Source organism: Rhodococcoides trifolii, from assembly GCF_014635345.1.
GTDB classification, from domain to species: Bacteria; Actinomycetota; Actinomycetes; order Mycobacteriales; family Mycobacteriaceae; genus Rhodococcoides; species Rhodococcoides trifolii.
This window is the reverse complement of record NZ_BMCU01000001.1, coordinates 984248-1003175: the sequence shown is the minus strand read 5'-3', so window position 1 is coordinate 1003175 and position 18928 is coordinate 984248. Positions and strand designations below refer to the sequence as shown.

Annotated in this window: 22 protein-coding genes; 9 read left to right on the top strand and 13 right to left on the bottom strand. The window is 66.0% G+C overall.

The annotated features are described in order from the left end of the window. The first annotated feature begins 8 nt into the window (after positions 1 to 8). The 7 genes from IEW02_RS04685 (at position 9) to IEW02_RS04655 (ending at position 9042) form a co-directional block, all read left to right on the top strand. Positions 9 to 1052: a FecCD family ABC transporter permease gene (locus tag IEW02_RS04685; RefSeq protein ID WP_188543481.1), complete on the top strand. Its 1044-nt coding sequence runs from the start codon at positions 9 to 11 to the stop codon at positions 1050 to 1052. After that, entirely contained in the window at positions 1049 to 1819 is a 771-nt protein-coding gene (locus IEW02_RS04680) for an ABC transporter ATP-binding protein (RefSeq protein ID WP_188543480.1), read from the top strand. The genes IEW02_RS04685 and IEW02_RS04680 overlap by 4 nt, the downstream gene beginning before the upstream one ends. Next, positions 1816 to 2850 (top strand): ABC transporter substrate-binding protein, encoded by a 1035-nt coding sequence (locus IEW02_RS04675; protein ID WP_188543479.1) that lies wholly within the window; start codon positions 1816 to 1818, stop codon positions 2848 to 2850. The genes IEW02_RS04680 and IEW02_RS04675 overlap by 4 nt, the downstream gene beginning before the upstream one ends. Before the next feature lie 13 nt (positions 2851 to 2863). After that, on the top strand, positions 2864 to 4153 hold the full coding sequence (locus IEW02_RS04670) for an AIM24 family protein (protein ID WP_188544014.1): 1290 nt from the start codon (positions 2864 to 2866) through the stop codon (positions 4151 to 4153). 76 nt (positions 4154 to 4229) lie between these two features. Further along, positions 4230 to 5246 carry an endonuclease domain-containing protein gene (locus tag IEW02_RS04665; RefSeq protein WP_188543478.1) on the top strand — a complete coding sequence of 339 codons (1017 nt, stop codon included), beginning with the start codon at positions 4230 to 4232 and terminating at the stop codon, positions 5244 to 5246. Further along, on the top strand, positions 5243 to 5908 hold the full coding sequence (locus IEW02_RS04660) for a hypothetical protein (protein ID WP_188543477.1): 666 nt from the start codon (positions 5243 to 5245) through the stop codon (positions 5906 to 5908). The genes IEW02_RS04665 and IEW02_RS04660 overlap by 4 nt, the downstream gene beginning before the upstream one ends. An 11-nt stretch (positions 5909 to 5919) precedes the next feature. Next, entirely contained in the window at positions 5920 to 9042 is a 3123-nt protein-coding gene (locus IEW02_RS04655; RefSeq protein WP_188543476.1) for a helicase HerA domain-containing protein, read from the top strand. Here the strand turns inward: IEW02_RS04655 and IEW02_RS04650 are convergent. From IEW02_RS04650 to rpsJ, 12 genes are all read right to left on the bottom strand, one after another. After that, positions 9039 to 9731: a hypothetical protein gene (locus IEW02_RS04650; RefSeq protein WP_188543475.1), complete on the bottom strand. Its 693-nt coding sequence runs from the start codon at positions 9729 to 9731 to the stop codon at positions 9039 to 9041. The two genes, IEW02_RS04655 and IEW02_RS04650, sit on opposite strands and share 4 nt — an antisense overlap. Before the next feature lie 92 nt (positions 9732 to 9823). Further along, positions 9824 to 10108 (bottom strand): 30S ribosomal protein S17, encoded by a 285-nt coding sequence (gene rpsQ / locus IEW02_RS04645; RefSeq protein WP_188543474.1) that lies wholly within the window; start codon positions 10106 to 10108, stop codon positions 9824 to 9826. After that, positions 10105 to 10350: a 50S ribosomal protein L29 gene (gene rpmC, locus IEW02_RS04640; RefSeq protein ID WP_188543473.1), complete on the bottom strand. Its 246-nt coding sequence runs from the start codon at positions 10348 to 10350 to the stop codon at positions 10105 to 10107. The genes rpsQ and rpmC overlap by 4 nt, the downstream gene beginning before the upstream one ends. Then, positions 10350 to 10766 carry a 50S ribosomal protein L16 gene (gene rplP / locus IEW02_RS04635; protein ID WP_188543472.1) on the bottom strand — a complete coding sequence of 139 codons (417 nt, stop codon included), beginning with the start codon at positions 10764 to 10766 and terminating at the stop codon, positions 10350 to 10352. Before rplP ends, rpmC begins: the two co-directional genes overlap by 1 nt. A gap of 3 nt (positions 10767 to 10769) precedes the next feature. After that, a complete protein-coding gene (gene rpsC, locus IEW02_RS04630; RefSeq protein WP_188543471.1) occupies positions 10770 to 11576 on the bottom strand; it encodes a 30S ribosomal protein S3 in 807 nt (268 codons plus the stop codon). Continuing rightward, positions 11576 to 11980: a 50S ribosomal protein L22 gene (rplV, locus tag IEW02_RS04625; protein ID WP_188543470.1), complete on the bottom strand. Its 405-nt coding sequence runs from the start codon at positions 11978 to 11980 to the stop codon at positions 11576 to 11578. The genes rpsC and rplV overlap by 1 nt, the downstream gene beginning before the upstream one ends. Continuing rightward, positions 11977 to 12258, bottom strand: coding sequence for a 30S ribosomal protein S19 (gene rpsS / locus IEW02_RS04620; RefSeq protein ID WP_027504650.1), 282 nt, complete (start codon positions 12256 to 12258; stop codon positions 11977 to 11979). Before rpsS ends, rplV begins: the two co-directional genes overlap by 4 nt. A 17-nt stretch (positions 12259 to 12275) precedes the next feature. Further along, a complete protein-coding gene (gene rplB / locus IEW02_RS04615) occupies positions 12276 to 13112 on the bottom strand; it encodes a 50S ribosomal protein L2 (protein WP_188543469.1) in 837 nt (278 codons plus the stop codon). A gap of 47 nt (positions 13113 to 13159) precedes the next feature. Next, positions 13160 to 13465 (bottom strand): 50S ribosomal protein L23, encoded by a 306-nt coding sequence (gene rplW / locus IEW02_RS04610; RefSeq protein WP_188543468.1) that lies wholly within the window; start codon positions 13463 to 13465, stop codon positions 13160 to 13162. Continuing rightward, entirely contained in the window at positions 13462 to 14139 is a 678-nt protein-coding gene (gene rplD, locus IEW02_RS04605) for a 50S ribosomal protein L4 (protein WP_188543467.1), read from the bottom strand. Before rplD ends, rplW begins: the two co-directional genes overlap by 4 nt. Beyond that, positions 14136 to 14801, bottom strand: a complete 666-nt coding sequence (rplC, locus tag IEW02_RS04600; RefSeq protein ID WP_188543466.1) for a 50S ribosomal protein L3 — start codon at positions 14799 to 14801, stop codon at positions 14136 to 14138. Before rplC ends, rplD begins: the two co-directional genes overlap by 4 nt. Before the next feature lie 14 nt (positions 14802 to 14815). Further along, a complete protein-coding gene (gene rpsJ, locus IEW02_RS04595) occupies positions 14816 to 15121 on the bottom strand; it encodes a 30S ribosomal protein S10 (protein WP_003938093.1) in 306 nt (101 codons plus the stop codon). A gap of 421 nt (positions 15122 to 15542) precedes the next feature. On the opposite strand from rpsJ, the gene IEW02_RS04590 reads away from it, so the two are divergent. After that, positions 15543 to 16004, top strand: a complete 462-nt coding sequence (locus IEW02_RS04590; RefSeq protein WP_188543465.1) for a hotdog fold domain-containing protein — start codon at positions 15543 to 15545, stop codon at positions 16002 to 16004. Between the two features lie 6 nt (positions 16005 to 16010). Here the strand turns inward: IEW02_RS04590 and IEW02_RS04585 are convergent, their stop codons facing one another. After that, entirely contained in the window at positions 16011 to 17066 is a 1056-nt protein-coding gene (locus IEW02_RS04585) for an alpha/beta hydrolase (protein WP_188544013.1), read from the bottom strand. A 291-nt stretch (positions 17067 to 17357) separates the two neighbouring features. Here IEW02_RS04585 and IEW02_RS04580 point away from each other — a divergent pair, with 291 nt between their 5' ends. Beyond that, positions 17358 to 18854, top strand: coding sequence for a wax ester/triacylglycerol synthase domain-containing protein (locus IEW02_RS04580; RefSeq protein ID WP_188543464.1), 1497 nt, complete (start codon positions 17358 to 17360; stop codon positions 18852 to 18854). Positions 18855 to 18928: the final 74 nt, after the last annotated feature.

Below are 18928 nucleotides of genomic sequence, written 5' to 3'. Positions count from 1 at the left end.
TCGACCTGGTGAAGGCCGGGCGACGCCCGCCCGCCCCCGTTGTTCTGCTGTCCCTGCTGGGACTGCTGATCCCCAGTGCCGTTCTGGGCGCCGCCTTCGGCGCCGAACCGATTCCTGTGTCGACGGTGGTCGACGTCCTCGTCGCCCGCATCACCGGCGACGGGTCGGTCGCGAGATCGCTGGACACGATCGTCTGGGAGCTGCGACTCCCCCGCACCGCTCTCGCGGTCGTCGTCGGCGCAGGCCTGGCGCTCGCCGGCGCGGCCATGCAGACGCTGGTGCGCAATCCACTTGCAGACCCGTACCTGCTCGGCGTGTCGTCGGGAGCGGGCGTGGGCGCGGCTGCCGTGCTGACCTCGGGTGCGTTCGCCGCCGCCGGCGTGTGGGCCCTGTCGGCGGGGGCTCTGGTCGGCGCACTGAGCGCCGGAGCGTTGGTTCTCCTCGTCGCGCTGGCTCAGGGCGGTCTGACTCCGTTACGCCTCGTGCTGACGGGAACCGTTCTCGGATCGGCATTTTCGTCCCTGAGCAGCTACCTCGTCTTCCGCAGCAGCGACCCGGCGGCAGCGCAATCCGTGCTGTTCTGGTTGCTCGGATCCCTGGCCGGGGCCGACCGAACCCGACTGTTGCTGCCGGCGATCACGGTCCTCGTGTGCGGACTCGCCCTGCTCGCCGTGTCGGGGTGGTTGGACGCACTGATGCTCGGTCCGGACACGGCCGGATCGCTCGGCGTCCCGGTCCGCTACCTACGGCTGGGCTTGTTCCTGCTATTGGCGGTCCTGGTCGGGGTGCTCGTCGCGGTGTCGGGCGGCATCGGTTTCGTCGGACTCGTGGTCCCCCACATCGCGCGATTGCTGGTCGGGCCCAAACACCGTGTGCTGCTACCGACGGCGGCACTCTGCGGAGCGTTGCTGCTGGTGTGGGTGGACATCGGGACGCGAATCCTGGCCCGGCCGGCCGAAATTCCTGTCAGCGTCCTCACCGGTCTCATCGGCGCGCCGATCTTCCTTCTGGTGATGGGCCGCCGCCGCTACCGATTCGGCGGGGCGACGTGACGAACTTGGTGGCGACCGGGGTGACCTGCCGCGTCGGCCGCCGGACCGTCCTGCGGAACGTCGACCTGGCGACGACGGACGGTGAGGTGCTCGGCATCGTCGGCCCGAACGGCAGCGGAAAGTCGACGCTGTTGCGCACTCTCGCGGGCCTGACCCGTCCCGTCGACGGGACGGTGACCATCGACGGCCACGATCTCCACGTGCTACCGGTCCGTCGTCGCGCCCGGTCGGTCTCACTGCTCACGCAGGACGAACACCCCGACGCCGATCTGACCGCAGGAGACGTCGTCGCACTCGGGCGAATGCCGTACCTCCCACCCTGGGGAGCGTCCGATGCGGGCGCGGTCGGAGACGCACTGGCGCGCGTGGACCTCGCCGGGTTCGCCGACCGGCGCATCACCGAGCTGTCCGGCGGCGAGCGGCGTCGGGTCCTGCTCGCACGGGCCCTGATCCAGGACACCGGTCTCCTGCTGCTCGACGAACCCACCAATCATCTCGACGTGGGGCACTCGCTGCAGGTGATGAACCTGGTGCGCTCCAGCGGGCGCACCGTCGTCGTTGCGCTGCATGACCTTTCACTCGCACGAACGCACTGCGACCGCATCGTCGTCGTGCACGACGGCACGACGCGACCGGCCGCGACCGCTCATGCCGCACTGTCCCCCGACGTTCTCGCCGAGGTGTTCGGAGTCAAGGCCACCCCGGTGGTGCACCCGGACACCGGCGACACCCACCTGCTCATCACCGCACTCGAGGAGAACCGATGAAGAAGACTCTCGCCCCCGCCCTGCTGCTCGTCGTCGGCCTGACGGCCTGCAGCGCGCCGGCTACCACCGATACCGCCACGATTTCCGTCACCAACTGCGGTGAACAGGTCCAATTTCCCTCTCCCGCACAGCGATTGTTCGTCAACGACGGAAACATGGTGTCGATGGCACTGGCGCTGGGCGCACAGGATTCCGTCGCAGCCGTCTCGAGCGTGCAACGGGACTCCGAGACACTGCGCCGGCACTACGGCGACGCGGTCGATGCCCTGAACTCCGTGGCGCCCGAATACCCCTCGCGTGAAACAGTATTGGCTCAGAATCCGGACGTGATGGTGGCCGGATGGAACTACGGCTACAGCGAGGAGAAGAACCTCACGCCCGCATCATTGGAGCAGGACGGCATCGCGCCGTACACGCTGACCGAGAGTTGCCGCCAACGTGACGGCGAACAGGCGCGCGGAGTCGTCGCGCCGTGGGACGCACTGCGCACCGACCTGACCAATCTCGGCACCATCACCGGCCGGACCGAGGACGCGACAGAAGTCGTCGACGACCTCGACACCCGACTCGACGCGTTGTCCGCCGCCCCGAAGGCCGAACGACCGCCGGTGATCTTCCTGTTCGACAGCGCGAGCGACACAGTGTTCTCGAGTGGGAAGTTCGGCGCGCCGCAGGCCATCATCGACGCCGCCGGTGGCGTCAACGCGCTCGCCGACCTCGACGACACCTGGACCGCCGTGTCCTGGGAACGGGTGGCCGCCGCAAACCCCGACGCCTTCCTGTTCGTCGACTACCCGCCGCAGAGTTTTCAGGAGAAGGTTGCACTTCTCGACGCGCGGCCGGGGATCTCGCAGATTCCCGCCGTCGTCGACCGTCGGTTCCTGAACCTGCCGTACGCCCTGTGGACGAGCGGACCGTTGAACATCGATGCAGCCGAGCAGGTTCGGAAGCAACTCGAGACGTGGGGGCTGGTTCCGCCGTCCGACGTCACGGCGACGTTCGACGATTCGGTGGGTGTCGACGGGCAGTAGGAATCCGTGCACACTGGACGCCGTGAAGACCCTCGCCCGCGGAGAGAACTGTCCCGCGCCGTCGGAGACGCTCGGAGTGACGGTCGCCGGGGCATCGGCGCTGGACGTGTCCGCACTCCTGCTCGCCGCCGACGGCAAGGTCAGGTCCGACGACGACCTCGTCTTCTTCAACAACCCGTCCGGCCCCGGAGTGCGCTACGACGGTTCGATCGTCCACGTGCAGACGAGTGCCCTCCCGCCCGACGTCGAGACCGTCGCCATCACCGCAAGCCTCGACGGAACCGGTCCGGCGACTTTCGCTGGAGCCGGGTTCCTGGCCATCGGCGTCGCCGACCCCAGCGGACAGGAAGTGGTGCATTTCGACATCACCGGATTGAGCACCGAGTCGGCCGTCGTCTGCCTGGAAATCTACCGACGCAGCGGCGCCTGGAAAATTCGCGCCGTCGGCCAGGGATTCGACAACGGATTGGCCGGAATCGCGATTGCATTCGGCATCTCGATCGACGACGAGCCACCCGCACAGCAAGCGGCACCAGCACCAGTACCGACCCAGGGAGCGCTACCCATGCAGAGCGAACTGTTCGCCCCGAACTACGCCGAATCGACCGCCGGCGTCGGAATTCAGAAGCAGGGCAGCAAAATGGCCAAGGTCGGCATGAACGGTGAGGTCATGGCCCGCGCCGGATCCATGATCGCGTACCAGGGCGACCTGAAGTTCGAAGCCCTCGGCGCCGGCGGCATCGGAAACATCGTCCGGCAGAAGCTTTCCGGTGAAGGAGTGCCGCTGATGAAGGTCAGCGGTCGGGGCGACCTGTTCCTCGCCAACGCCGCCCAGGACGTCCACATCATCGACCTCGACGGCAGCGACGGTCTCACCATCAACGGTGCCAACGTCCTGGCGTTCGACACGACTCTGTCGTACAAGATCGGCCGTGTGCAGGGCGCCGCGATGGGCAGCAACGCCGGGCTGTTCAACTGCGTCTTCACCGGCCGCGGTCGCATCGCGATCACCACCGACGGCGTCCCGGTGGTGCTGAACGTGGACCAGCCGACCTTCGCCGATCCGCAGGCCGCTGTGTGCTGGTCGTCGAGCCTGCAGACGGGCGTGAAGCGAAACGACCAGATGAACTTCGGGACGCTCATCGGCCGGAGCACCGGGGAACGGTTCACACTCTCGTTCTCCGGACAGGGTTTCGTCGTGGTGCAGCCTTCGGAGGAGCCGCCGGGCGGCATGATCGGCGGAACCGGCGGTGGCCAGCAGTCCGGTGTCGGCGGGGCGCTGGGCGGTCTGCTCGGACGGTGAGCCCGCCCGACCCGGGTTCTTGCTCCCGCGTACGGTTTCCTACGATGGAATCGGGCGAAATGGGGGTGACGCCGCTGTGACCGCAGTCGACTTCGACGCGCCGCCCTGGTGGCGACGGTTGCCCCTCGATCGGGTGGTCCGACTCGACGGTCCGTCGTTCCGTGATCTCGCCGAGTCGGTGGATCCGCTGCCAGCCGACGCCCCCGCCCCGCTCTTCTTCGCGCTCACCGCAGGCACCGCCTCGCAGATGGCGGCCGCGGTGGTCGATGCGCTCGAACAGGCGGCCGTGGACCTCGTCCCGATCTGGCTGCCGGGGTACAGCGACGACGACCGGTCGAATCTGGCACGAGACAGCGCCCGGGTACGAGCTCACGACGTCGCGTCGACGTCGAATCTCTTCGGGCCGTACCTCGCGCACCTCGTGGACGCGCGGATGGACGAACGCGCGCCGCGGGGCGACGCCTTCGCTCGCGAGACCCGAGCGACCGAAGCCGGCCGTGTCATCGCCGCCGCACACGGTCGCTCGACGACCGTGCTGATCGTCGACGTGCCTGCCGACGCCGACCGAGACGCCGTGTCGGCCATGGCGGAATGGTTGTGCAGCAACAGCATCGGCGTGTGGTTGATCGGCGCCGACGAGGTCGACCGCTTTCCCCGGGTCCGCGTCGATGCGCCGCGTGCGCCGGCCGACGTGGTGACGATCGTGGACCGATTCCGCCCGATGAGCTTTCCACCCGTCGAAGGTCGCCCGCACGCGGCGAGCGCGGCGGAAGACACGCTGTGTCGACTGTTGTCCGCGCGTGAGTGGGCGGCCGGCCGCGGCCACAACCGCACCTTGAAGCTCACCGAGCTGTCCCCGCCGTTCACGGTCGACGTGCTGTGGGCCGACGCGAAGGTGGTCGTCGAGATCGACGGCCCCGAGCATCGAGCGCGGGGCAAGTTCTCCGCCGACCGCTCCCGCGACAATGCGCTGCAGACGCACGGTTACATGGTTCTGCGATTCACCAACGACGACGTGCACGCCGACCATGAACGCGTGTTGGCGACAATCCACCAAGCTGTGACACAACGATCGAAGGGGGCTCACACGTGAGCGCGGACGAGTTGACCGGCACGGAGATCGCGGTGCTGATGGTTCTGATGGCCGAGGCTCGCTCGGTGCGGAACCCGGACCTGGCAACGCTGGGTCCGGAGCTGAAGAAACCCCAGCGCGACCGACTGCAGAACCGCGGTCTCATCGACATCGGCAAGGACGGTCGGTCGATGACCCTCGAACTCACCGACAAGGGCTGGAAGTTCTGCTCGGACCTCATGGGAACCGAGGCACCCAAGGGCGCCGCTGGACCCAGCAAGGCCCTCTTCACCGTGATGGCCGGCCTCGGGCGGTGGTTCCACCGCGACGACATACGCCCGGCCGAAGTGTTCTTCCCCCGTGACACCCCGTCCGTGATCTCGGTGGCACCGGACCGGGCACCCATCGTGATCGGTCCGGCCACCGACGTCGCCCAACATGTGCGGGACGCCTACGCGTCCCTGGCCTCCGAACCCGGTGCGTACGTGCGGCTCTCGCGTCTACGGCCCGCTCTGGACGGAATCCCCCGCGCCGACCTCGACGCCGCGATCTACGAACTCCAACGCGAACCGGGGGTGCACCTGATTCCGGAAGAGAATCAGAAGACGCTCACCGACGAGGACCGCGATGCTGCCGTCGTCGTCGGCAACCAGCACAACCACCTTCTGGCGATCCACTCGTGATAGGTAGTCCAGTGAGCACCGCAGCCGATCAGATCCACGCACTCGAATCCGTCCGCCTGAGTTGGGCTCCCACGCCCGACGACGTCTGGCGCTCGCAGTCCGACGTGCACGTCCCCGGCCTTCACGACCGCGTCTTCTCCGACGTCATGAACGCGTATGCCGACGCGGAGAAGTCCGACGACGCAAGCCCTCTGGGTGTCGTCGTCCGCGGACCGGCGGGATCGGGCAAGACCCACTTGCTCGGTCAGGTGCGCGAGGAGGTGCAGGAACGGGGCGGCTACTTCTTCCTGATTCGACTCCTCGACGCGGCCGGTTTCTGGCGCTCGACGTTGATGGGCATGCTCGACGACCTCACGCGCCCGTCGGGCCGGGCCGGCGTGAGCCAGCTCGGCTTGATGTTGACACGCATGTGCGAACTCGGCGGGATCGACGACGCGCGCCGCGCGAAGGTGTTGGGCGAGTCGATGATCGACCTCGAGACGCTGAACGAGTTCGTGACGGCCGTCTACAAGGTTCATCCTCGGCACCGACGAACGTCGCAGCACACGTTGCGCGCGCTCGTGCTGTCCATCGCCCCGGATCCGACCGTGCAGGACATCGGAGACGCCTACCTCCAGTCCATCGACGACGTCGCTCCGGAAGAGTTCGAGCCGTGGGGCATTCGCCGCGCCGAACTCGGACACCAAGGCATCGCCGAGAACATCTCCAGACTGCTCGCGATCACCGGCCCGACGATCCTTGCCATCGACCAGATCGACACCCTCGTCGCGCAAGCCCGCACCGGAGCGGACAAGGTTGCCGCCGATGCGCAGGAGGACAAGGTCGTCGAGCATCTTGCTCACGGACTGATGTCCCTGCGAGAAACGTTGCCGCGCACGGCATCCGTGCTGTCCGCACTGTCGAGCGCGTGGGACCTCATCGCCTCCCGCGGCACCGGCCCGGTGAAGGACCGGTTCCGGATCACCCAGGATCTCGAGCGTATCCCGTCGTCGGAAGTGGGCCGACTGCTTCTGGGACGACGCCTGCAGGCCTGCTTCCGCGAAATCGGATTCGTGCCGCCGCACGCGACGTGGCCGGTCGCCCGCGAGGCGTTCGAGCAGGCTCCCGACTTCACGCCTCGACAACTGCTGATCGCGGTCGACCGCCACATCCGGCACTGCCTGGACGTGGGCGAAGCGCGGGAGCTCGTCGATTTCCGTGAGAGCAGCGGGCCGTCGGAAAAGCCGGTCCTGCCTCCGATTCTCCAGAAGGAAATGGATGCACTCGACAGCCGTTATGCCGAATTGCGTTCGGCAGCAGACCTAACGACAGCGATCACGGGCATCACCGAGGACACCGTCGTCCCCGCACTGCTGTCGGCGGGTCTGACCGCGTGGATTCACGAGCACCAGAGCTCGGACGACAGCCTGGCGCAGGACCCACCTCCCAGCGGCAAACCCGCGTTGCACGCCCGTCTGCGGCACACCGTCGACACAGACACCGACGACGAGGAACATTGGTGCTTCCGCGCCATCACCACCCTCAACGCTCGCGCGGCGCTCGCGCGCGTCGAAAAGGCCGTGACCGCCGCCGGTTTGAACATCGACATGCCCCGCCGCCGGTTGATCCTGATCCGTAACACCGGCTGGCCCAACGGAGCCAAGACCGAGCAGACGCTGGCCGCGTTCCGACGTGCCGGTGGCGTTCAGGCGACGCTGTCCGACGAGGATCGTCGGTCCCTGTCCGCGATCGGCACCCTGCTCGCGGAGAATTCGCCCGCTCTGACGTCGTGGCTGCTCGCACGCAAACCCGCGCACGACGTCGAACTGTTCCGTGAGGTCCTGCCGGCGGTCAGTGTGGTCGACGACGACACCGCGCTCATCGCGGCCGAACCCGAAGCGACCGAGGAGCTTACCGGTGCCTCACGCTCGCCCGCCATCGTCGTGGGCAGTGACGTGACCACCAACGCCGAAGTCCACATCGCGCTCGAAGCCCTTCGCAAACACACCGCGATTTTCGCGGGATCGGGCTCGGGAAAAACCGTTCTCATCCGGCGATTAGTCGAAGAGGTTGCCCTGCAAGGTGTCTCGTCGATCGTGCTGGACATCAACAACGACCTTGCCCGGCTGGGAACGCCGTGGCCGGACGACGAGCGTACGTGGCCGCCGGGCGACGAAGCGAAAGCTGCTGCGTATCTCCGCGACACGGACGTCGTCGTGTGGACGCCTCGCAAGTCGGCGGGCCGACCGCTGAGCTTCCAGCCGTTACCAGACTTCGCGTCGGTGCTCGGCGATCCGGACGAGTTCGACGAATCGGTCGAGTCCGCCATGGCAGCTCTCGCACCGGCGGCGGGAATCAAGGGGGGCTCGGAGAAGGCGACGCACCGTGAAGCGGTGCTGCGCCGCGCCGTCGACAGCTTCGGCCGAAGCGGCGGACGCACCCTTGCGCAGTTCGTCGACCTGCTCGAAGACCTCCCCGAGGATGTGTCAGAGATGCGCGATGCGGTGCGCATCGCGGCCGGTCTCGCCGAGAACCTGAAAGCCGCGATGACCAACGACCCGATGTTCGCGGGATCGGGAACACCGGTCGATCCCGCCGTCCTCCTCACTCCTCCGGCCGGAAAAAAGGCGCGGGTATCCGTCGTCAACCTGTCCGGACTCACCACGGAGGAGCAGAAACAGAACTTCGTGAACCAGCTGCAGATGGGCCTGTTCGCGTGGATCAAGAAGAACCCGGCCGGTGACCGCCCACTCGGCGGGCTGTTCGTGATGGACGAGGCTCAGAACTTCGCTCCGTCCGACCGCACCACGGCAGCTACCCGAAGCACCTTGGCTCTGGCGTCGCAGGCCCGTAAGTACGGACTCGGGCTTGTCTACGCGACGCAAGCGCCCAAGGGTCTGCACAACCGGATCGCGGGCAACGCGTCGACCCAGTTCTACGGCCTGCTGAACAGTCCCGCGCAGATCGCAGCCGCACAGGAGATGGCACGCGCCAAGGGCGGGTCGGTGCCCGACGTCGGACGGCTGACCGCCGGTCAGTTCTACGCCGCCGTCGAGGGCTCGGAGTTCCGCCGCACCGCGACACCACTGTGCCTGACGTACCACCCGAAGAGCCCACCGACGGAAGAAGAAGTGCTGGAGATCGCCCGACCCTAGGCTTCGAGCGCGCCGGCGATCCGCTGCTCGATCTGGGCGTAGGCCGTCGTCGGCAGCGTCACAAGTCCTTCGAGTTCGCTGCGCGCCTTGCGGTAGGCGGCTTGGCGCTCGGCGGGGGTGGCGCCGCCATCCATCGCCATCCGCAGCAAGGACTGTGCCCGGTTCAGACGGTTCTGCTCCGGCTCACTGAAGTCTCCGCGGCGGCGGCGCTTGGCCTCGGACTCGGCGGCCGCGAAGGCGACCGAATAGTCGTGTACCGCAGCGCGATACGAGTTCTGCGCGTCGATGTCGCCGACGAGGTCGTTCGCCGCGTTCGGTCGGAGGGAGTCGGCCTCGAGTTTCGCTCGATGGAACGCGACGGTCATCGGATCACGCATGTTCGTCATCATCGGGTACTCGAGCAGGTTGATGACGTCGGTCTCGTAGGCGAACCAGCGCATGTTGACGTCGTCGTGTTCGGCCAGGGTCTTGTCGATCCCGCGACGTTGCGTGTCCTTGTCCGCGCTCGTCTTCTTGGTGAGCTCGAGCGCCGCGACCTTGGACTGCTGTTTGATGCGGTATCGCTCGAGTCGCCGTTCGGCGCGGCGTTCGTTGGCGGCACCGACACCCTTCACCGCACCGGCGATGGACCCGCCGAAGACGAAGACGAGCCACCAGTAGTTTCCTGCGAACTCGAACAGTGCATCCATCGGCATCCCTTCCCGTGGGACGAGTCTAGCCAGGCACGCAGAAAGCCCCGGCCGCGCTGAGCGCAACCGGGGCCTTCGAGAACAGAGAGGGCTTACTTGGCCTTCTCGAGAACCTCCACGAGCCGCCAGTGCTTCGTGGCGGACAGGGGACGGGTCTCCATGAGCTGAACGCGGTCGCCGACGCCGGCAACTCCGTTCTCGTCATGTGCCTTCACCTTGGTGGTGCGGCGGATGATCTTGCCGTAGAGGGCGTGCTTCACACGGTCCTCGAGCTCGACGACGATCGTCTTCTCCATCTTGTCGGAGACGACGTAGCCGATACGAACCTTGCGGCTGTTGCGCGTTGCTTCTGTGCTGGTCACTGTTTCCTCGCTCATGCTGCGTCACCTGCCGTGTCCTCGGCCGGTCCGGCAGCAAGCCCGAGCTCACGCTCGCGCATCACTGTGTAGATCCGCGCGATCTCGTGGCGAACCACGCGCAGACGACGGTTGTTGTCCAGCTGGCCGGTGGCCATCTGGAAGCGGAGGTTGAACAGCTCCTCCTTCGACTCACGAAGGCGGGTGATCAGTTCTTCTTCTGTGAGCTCGCGGAGCTCAGCAGCCGGGGTACCGGTAGCCATCAGAACTGCACCTCCCTCGTGATGATGCGTGCCTTGATCGGCAGCTTGTGGATCGCGCGAGTGAGTGCCTCTTTCGCGACCTGCTCGTCGGGGTAGCTGAGCTCGAAGAGCACGCGTCCCGGCTTGACGTTGGCGATCCACCACTCCGGCGAACCCTTACCGGAACCCATGCGGGTCTCGGCAGGCTTCTTGGTGAGCGGACGGTCCGGGTAGATGTTGATCCAGACCTTGCCGCCACGCTTGATGTGGCGAGTGATCGCGATACGAGCCGATTCGATCTGACGGTTGGTGATGTAAGCGGGCTCGAGAGCCTGAATGCCCCATTCACCGAACGTGACCTGCGTGCCGCCCTTGGCGGCGCCACTACGACCCGGGTGGTGCTGCTTGCGGTGCTTGACCCGGCGTGGGATCAGCATGCGTCAGCCCTCCTTCGTGGGCTCGGCCGAAGCCGGAGCCTCGGCTGTTGCGGTTGCTGCGCGGCCGGCCTCGGTGCTGGTCGCCGTGGTGCCCGAGGCACCGCTGCGACGCGGACGGGACGGACGCTCGCGGCGGGGGCGATCGCCTGCCGGAGCAGCGGCGGCTACGGCTTCACGCTTGCCACCGACGATGTCGCCCTTGTAGATCCAGACCTTCACACCGATACGGCCGAAGGTGGTCTTTGCCTCGTAGAGGCCGTAGTCGATGTCCGCACGCAGCGTGTGCAGCGGAACGCGACCTTCGCGGTAGAACTCCGAACGCGACATTTCCGCGCCGCCGAGACGACCCGAGCACTGGACTCGGATTCCCTTGACGTTCGGCTGACGCATGGCCGACTGGATGGCCTTGCGCATCGCACGACGGAACGCGACGCGGTTCGAGAGCTGCTCGGCCACACCCTGTGCGACGAGCTGCGCCTCGGACTCGGCGTTCTTGACCTCGAGGATGTTGAGCTGGACCTGCTTGCCGGTCAGCTTCTCGAGCTCGGAACGGATGCGATCGGCCTCGGCGCCGCGGCGACCGATGACGATGCCCGGACGCGCGGTGTGGATGTCGACGCGAACGCGGTCACGCGTGCGCTCGATCTCGACCTTCGCGATGCCGGCCCGCTCCATGCCTGTGGCGAGGAGCTTGCGGATGGCGACGTCTTCACCGACGTACTCCGAGTACTGCTTGTCTGCGTACCAGCGCGACTTCCAGTCGGTCGTGATGCCGAGGCGGAAGCCGTGCGGGTTGATCTTCTGGCCCACTACTGAGCTCCCTTCCGGCGACCACGTGTCGAGCCACCCGTTTTCGGGATGCTCTCCACGATGACCGTGATGTGAGACGTGCGCTTACGAATGCGGAACGCCCGACCCTGTGCACGCGGCTGGAAACGCTTGAGGGTTGCACCCTCGTCGACGTAGGCAGCAGCAACGATCAGCGTGCTCGGATCGAGGTCCAAGTTGTTCTCCGCGTTGGCAGCCGCGCTTGCGACGACCTTCGCAACCGGCTCGCTGGCCGCCTGCGGTGCGAACTTGAGGATGTTGAGTGCGTCGGTGACGCTGCGGCCGCGGACCAGATCGACGACGCGTCGCGCCTTCATCGGCGTCACACGAACGTGCTTGGCCGTGGCCCGAGCGGTCGGGTTCGCGGTCTCGGTGTAGTTGGTCATCGACGCTTCGCCTTCCGGTCGTCCTTGATGTGACCCTTGAAGGTCCTGGTCGGCGCGAACTCACCGAGCTTGTGTCCGACCATCGCGTCCGAGACGAACACCGGTACGTGCTTGCGTCCGTCGTGAACGGCAAACGTGTGACCGATGAAGTCGGGGGTGATGGTCGAGCGGCGTGACCAGGTCTTGATGACCTGCTTCGTGCCCTTGTCGTTCTGAACGTCCACCTTTTTCAGGAGGTGGTCGTCGACGAACGGGCCTTTCTTCAGACTGCGTGGCATCTGCTACTCCCTCCTGATTATCGCTTGTTCTTGCCGGTGCGGCGGCGGCGGACGATGAGCTGATCGCTCGGCTTGTTCTTGCGGGTGCGGCCTTCCGGCTGTCCCCACGGGCTGACCGGGTGGCGACCACCGGAGGTCTTGCCCTCACCACCACCGTGCGGGTGGTCGACCGGGTTCATGACGACACCACGGACGGTGGGGCGCTTGCCCTTCCAGCGCATACGGCCGGCCTTGCCCCAGTTGATGTTCGACTGCTCGGCGTTGCCGACCTCACCGACGGTGGCGCGGCAGCGCACGTCGACGCGACGGATTTCACCGGACGGCAGACGCAGCGTGGCGTACGTGCCTTCCTTACCGAGGAGCTGAGCACCGGCACCGGCGGAACGAACCATCTTGGCTCCGCCACCCGGACGCAACTCGATCGCGTGGATGGTGGTACCCGTCGGGATGTTGCGCAGCGGCAGGTTGTTGCCCGGTTTGATGTCGGCCGTCGGACCGGTCTCGATGGGCGAACCCTGCGAGATGCCCTTGGGCGCAACGATGTAGCGCTTCTCGCCGTCCGCGAAGTGCAGGAGGGCGATGTTCGCCGTGCGGTTGGGGTCGTACTCGATGTGAGCGACCTTGGCCGGCACGCCGTCTTTGTCGTTGCGACGGAAGTCGATGAGACGGTATGCGCGCTTGTGACCGCCACCCTTGTGCCGAGTGGTGATGCGGCCGTGGGCATTACGCCCACCGCGTCCGTGCAACGGTCGGATGAGCGACTTCTCCGGTGTCGAACGCGTGATCTCCGCGAAATCGGAGACACTCGCGCCACGACGACCGGGAGTGGTCGGCTTGTACTTACGAATTGCCATGTTTTTCTCGTCCCTTGATCCTCGAGGACCCTCGGTGCGCCGGCCGCCTAAGCGACCGGGCCCCCGAAGATCTCGATGGGCTTGCTGTCAGCCGAAAGGGTCACGAGCGCGCGCTTGGTGCTCTTGCGCGTGCCGTAGCCGAAACGGGTCCGCTTGCGCTTGCCCTGCCGGTTCATCGTGTTGACGCTGGTCACCTTCACACCGAAGATCTTCTCGACGGCGATCTTGATCTGCGTCTTGTTCGAGTCGGGCGCCACGATGAACGTGTAGGTGCCTTCCTCGATCAGTCCGTACGACTTCTCCGAGATGACCGGAGCCAGCAGGATGTCGCGGGGGTCAGCGATGGTGCTCACTCGCCCTCACCTTTCTTGCCAGCCGGGCCGGCGATGTACGTGTTCAGAGCCTCGACGCTGAAGACCACGTCGTCTGCTTCGAGCACGTCGTACGTGTTCAACTGATCGGGAGCGATCGGGTGGATGCCCTCGAGGTTCTGCACGGACTTCCATGCAGCGAGGTCCTCGCGACCGATGACCAGAAGCGTCTTCTTGCGATCGTGGAGCTCGGCGAGGAAGGTCTGCGCGCCCTTGGTGGACGGGACCTGTCCCGGTACGAGTTCGGTGATCACGTGAATGCGCTCGCTGCGGGCGCGATCGGAGAGCGCTCCGCGCAGGGCGGCGGCGATCATCTTCTTTGGGGTCCGCTGGCTGTAGTCACGCGGCTGCGGTCCGTGAACGGTTCCACCGCCGACGAACTGCGGGGCGCGGGTCGAGCCCTGACGTGCGCGGCCGGTGCCCTTCTGGCGGTACGGCTTCTTGCCGCCGCCGCGGACCTCGCCACGAGTCTTGGTCGAGTGCGTGCCCTGACGTGCAGCAGCGAGCTGTGCGACGACGACCTGGTGCATCAACGCGATGTTCGCGGTGACGTCGAAGAGCTCCGCAGGGAGATCGACGGTGCCGTTGGTCTTGCCGCCGACCTCCTTGACGTCCAGCGTCAACTTGGTTGCGCTGTTCTTTTCCAGACTGGTCATGCTCGCGCACCACCCTTCACTGCGCTCTTGACGATCACGACGCCGCCCTTGCGGCCCGGGATCGCACCCTTGATCAGCAGCAGACCGTTCTCGGCGTCCACCTTGTGGACCGAGAGGTTCTGCGTCGTGATGCGGTCGCTACCCATGCGGCCCGACATACGCATGCCCTTGAAGACACGGCCGGGAGTCGCGCAGCCACCGATGGATCCGGGACGACGGTGCACGGCCTGCGCACCATGGCTCGCGCCCTGACCCTTGAAGCCGTGACGCTTCATGGTTCCGGCGAAGCCCTTGCCCTTGCTGACTCCGGTGACGTCGACGAATGCGCCGTCCTCGAACTCGGACGCGGTGAGCTCCTGGCCGACCTCGAACAGGGACGTGTCTGCGACACGAAGCTCGGCGAGGTGGCGACGGGGAGTGACGCCTGCCTTGGTGAACTGACCGGTGACCGGCTTGTTCACCTTGCGGGGATCGATGGCACCGAAAGCGACCTGGACGGCGCTGTAGCCGTCGCGCTCCTCGGTACGGATTGCGGTGACGACGTTCGGGTCCGCCTTGATCACGGTGACCGGAACGACGCGGTTGTTCTCGTCGAAGACCTGGGTCATGCCGAGCTTGGTGCCCAGAATTCCCTTGGCCGGACGGTTCTTGTTGTCAGTCAATGTCTTCTCCGCGCTCACTGGATGTTGACGTCGACGCTTGCCGGCAGATCGATGCGCATGAGCGCGTCGACCGTCTTCGGCGTCGGGTCCAGGATGTCGATGAGCCGCTTGTGTGTACGCATCTCGAAGTGCTCGCGCGAGTCCTTGTACTTGTGCGGCGAACGAATGACGCAGTACACGTTCTTCTCGGTGGGCAACGGCACAGGTCCGACCACGCGTGCCCCGGTGCGGGTCACGGTCTCGACGATCTTGCGCGCTGACGCGTCGATCGCCTCGTGGTCGTAGGCCTTGAGCCTGATGCGGATCTTTTGTCCCGCCACGCTTATGTCCTCTTCCTTGCCCGGTGAATATCGGCTGTTCTTTCGGTACTTCGCTGCACTCACTCGCGTGGAGGATGCGTAAGCGGTCTCCATGAACAATCCGAACAAGGCGGGTGCGGGCGCGCTCGAAAGCGCTCTGCATCTCGTTGCCACTGTTCATCTGTCATGGTTCTCCGGTCCACGCGGTCGGGCGTGTCGCAATCCTGCGCATGGATGTCCGGATGCGCCCACCTGAGCCGGCGCGTGTCTTACGGTCCTTCATCGAGCAACTGCATCGTCCCGACCAGAGGAAGTGCCGTACGGAGGCCGCACGAATTCCTCACCTTGGTCAAGGCAACCCGAACAGTATGGACCACGAGAGGGTCCTAGTTCAAATCAGCCTCGTGCCCGCCGAACTTACCGCGCAGTAAGATCGCGATCCATGACCTCGTCGACCTATGCCATGTGGACAAAGCTGCCGAAAGGCCCTGTTCGCAGCGTCGCCTTCTCCCTGGGCATGTGCCTGCGCGTGCCGTACTTCCGGACCGTTCTCCCCCGTGTGATCGAACTCGAACCCGGCCGCTGTGTCGTCACGGCGCCCAAGTGGTGGGGAGTGAACAACCATTTGAAGACGTTCCATGCGATCGCGGCCTGCAACATCGCCGAGATCGCGATGGGAATGCTGGCCGAGGCCACGGTGCCGTCGACGCATCGGTGGATCCCGAAGGGGATGTCGGTGAGCTACCTCGCGCCGGCAACGACCGGGCTACGCGCGACGGCCGAGCTCGAGGACGTGCAGTGGCCTTCGGACGGGCGCGAGGTGGTCGTTCCCGTGGCGATCAGGGACAAGACCGGCAAGGAAGTGGTGCACGCCGACATCACGATCTGGGTGACGCCGCGCTGAGACGACTCAGGCGCCGATCGAGTCGCGCAGCATCGGCCACGCCTTGTGGAGGTCGTCCTCCCAGTACGCCCACGAGTGGGTGCCGTTGTCCCGGAAGTCGAAGGTGGCCGGAATCCCGAGCTGGGAGAACCGGTCGGCGAGCTGGTGTGTGCACGCGTTGGTGATGGCCTCGATGCCACCACCGAGCACAACACGGTCGACGAGCGTGCTCACGTTCCCGTTGATCCGCGGGCTCTGCAGATTCTCGTCGAAGCCGGGAAGGCCGTTGCCGGTCGCGATGTAGTACGGAATGCGCGGGAGTCGGTCGGCCTGCAGGACGGCGTCGTTCGCGGCCCAGTCCGGATCGTCGGTCTTACCCCACATGTTTACGGTCTCGCCGCCCCCGCGTGCTTCGACGACCAATTTCACGTATGCCTGGCCCAACTCGTCGGACGTGCGTGCGCAGCCACTGAACGCGGCGACGGAGGAGTACAGGGTGGGTGCGTTCGCCGCGAGCATCAACACGGAACTGCCCGACGTCGAGATTCCGGCGATCGATTGCTTGCCGGTAGCGCCCAGGGAGTCGTTCAGAACCGGCGGCAGCTCCTTCGTGAAGAACGTCGTCCACTTGTTGCGTCCGAGCTCGGGGTCGTCGCTCTTCCAGTCCGTGTAGTACGAGAACGCACCGGCCCGAGGAATCACGACGTTGACGTTCTTGTCGGCGAAGAATCCTTGGACGTCCGCCTGATCGGGCCAGTTGCTCCCCGAATCCTCGCCGCCGCTTGCACCGTTGAGGAGATAGACGGTGGAGCGCGGTACGGAGGTGTCTGCGGGCCGGAACACCTGAAGGTCGACGGTGCGGTCCATGGACGGCGAGTAGACGGTGACGTCGAAGCGCCGCACGCCGGGAACGGGTGTCACCGAGACGACGCGGGTCCCGTCGGACGCGGTGATCCCCGACAGAGGAGGCGAGGAGACGGGGTCGGCGCCGGCGGGGGCCGCGGAGATCACCGCGGCGGCCGTGAGCGACAGAGCACCCGACAGGGCAATGGACAGGATTCGTCTCGAGACTGAACTACCCATTCGCAGCTTCGCTCTCTTCACTTGCGCACCTTGTTTCACAGTTTTGCCGTCGGCATCAATATCGCACGCCGAGGTCGGCGGGTCCAAGCACGCCGTTGTCGTGACGCTGGGGCATCCGCCGAATGAATGACACCGTGCCCATTTGAGAGCGAAAAACGGGCAAAAGTCTTGTTGTCGCCCGGACCAGGGGGTATTTTATTACGAAATACCGCGGTACCGGGCGTCCTCTCCGATCGGGGCGGAGGGGTGTCGAGAGAGTCGACGAGACGTCCGCCGCAAGGGAGGAACCCCATGATCTCCAAGCGCTTGATCTCGACGCAGAAGCGCCCCGAATCCGGCACGCCCATGACCGGTCGTGACGCACTGAACTACTACTTCGAATCTCCGAAGACACGCGCGGCCGTCATCGCGACCTGGGTGATCGACGCGGCCAAGACCGCGTCTCCGATCCGCGACCAAGCCGACGCACAGGCGTTCGTGGCCGAATTCGTCGACGTCGACCCCATGTTTCGCCGACGGCTACGCACCGTTCCGGGGAATCTGTCGTTCCCGGTGTGGATCGAATGCCAGGTCGATCTCAGCCAGCACGTGTTCACGTCGACACCGGATACGCCGGACCACGCCCGCTACATCAACGACAAGATCGCGGCGTTGGCCTCGTCGCAGCCGCGGTTCGACATCCCCCCGTGGGCATTCCATTTCGTGCTCGACGTCCACGGCGTCGACGGCATCCCCGAGGGCGGGATGCTCATCATCACCCACTCGCACCACAGCGCGGTCGACGGAATGGGGGTCGCGAAGCTCTGCACGCAGATCCTCGGCAGCGCGCCTCGTACGGTCTCCTCGAACGCCCCTCTCGTGGAGGTACCGACCGGACTGCAGGCTGCGCGTGAGGTTCCCGCGGAGATCGGGCGCTTCGTGTCGGCCTTCCGTACTCACTCGCGGGCAGTCCGAGATCGCCGCAAGGCCTTGGACGCGGCGGGCTCCACCGCCCCGAAACCGGTGAAGCGCCCGGCAACTCGGTTCAGCCGAAACCTTCCCCCGGACATGACGTACGACCAGACGCCGTTCGATCTGGGACGCATCCGCGCCATCAAATCCGGTTTCGGGGACGTCACGGTCAACGACGTCATGATGACCGCGATTTCGCTGGCACTCTCGGACTACCTGCGCGAACTGGGCGAACTGCCCACGGAATCGCTCGGCACGTCGATCCCCATGAGCACCAGGTCCATGAATCACAACGAGGCGGGCAACGCGAACCAGATCGCCGTCGTGATGCTCAGCCTGCACACGGACATCGCGGATCCGCTCGCTCGGCTGCGCGCCGTGCACGCGTCGGCCGAAGAAGCGAAGAACCGGGGAACCACGCAGACCACGCAGCTGCCCACCAATCCGCTCTTCGTGGCGCCCGCTCCACTGCTCGCCGTTCTGTCGAAATTGATGAGGCATCCCAAGAAGAACCCGACGACGGCCTTGATCAACACCATGATCACCAACCTTGCGTACGTGCGTGATCCGCTCGAATTCCGTGGCGCGCCGATGGTCGGCGTCTTCGGACCCCTTCCGACGGCCGAAGGTATTCAGCTCGCCCACTGCATCGCGTCGTACGGGCCCACCATGTGGCTGTCGGTGACGTCCAATCGTGCGTTGATGCCGGACACGGGACGGTACATCTCGCTGATCCGCGGGGCCGTGGACCGTCTCGAGGAGGCGGCGCGTGGGATCGTCGACGAGTCGGATGCCGGCGAACGTCGGCTTGCGGAGGTTGCCCGCCACACGGCCTGAGTCCGTGGCGCGTCACACCCCACGAATGTAGCGGTGCGTAACATCTTGCTTGTTCCGTCGGACAGTACGACCGA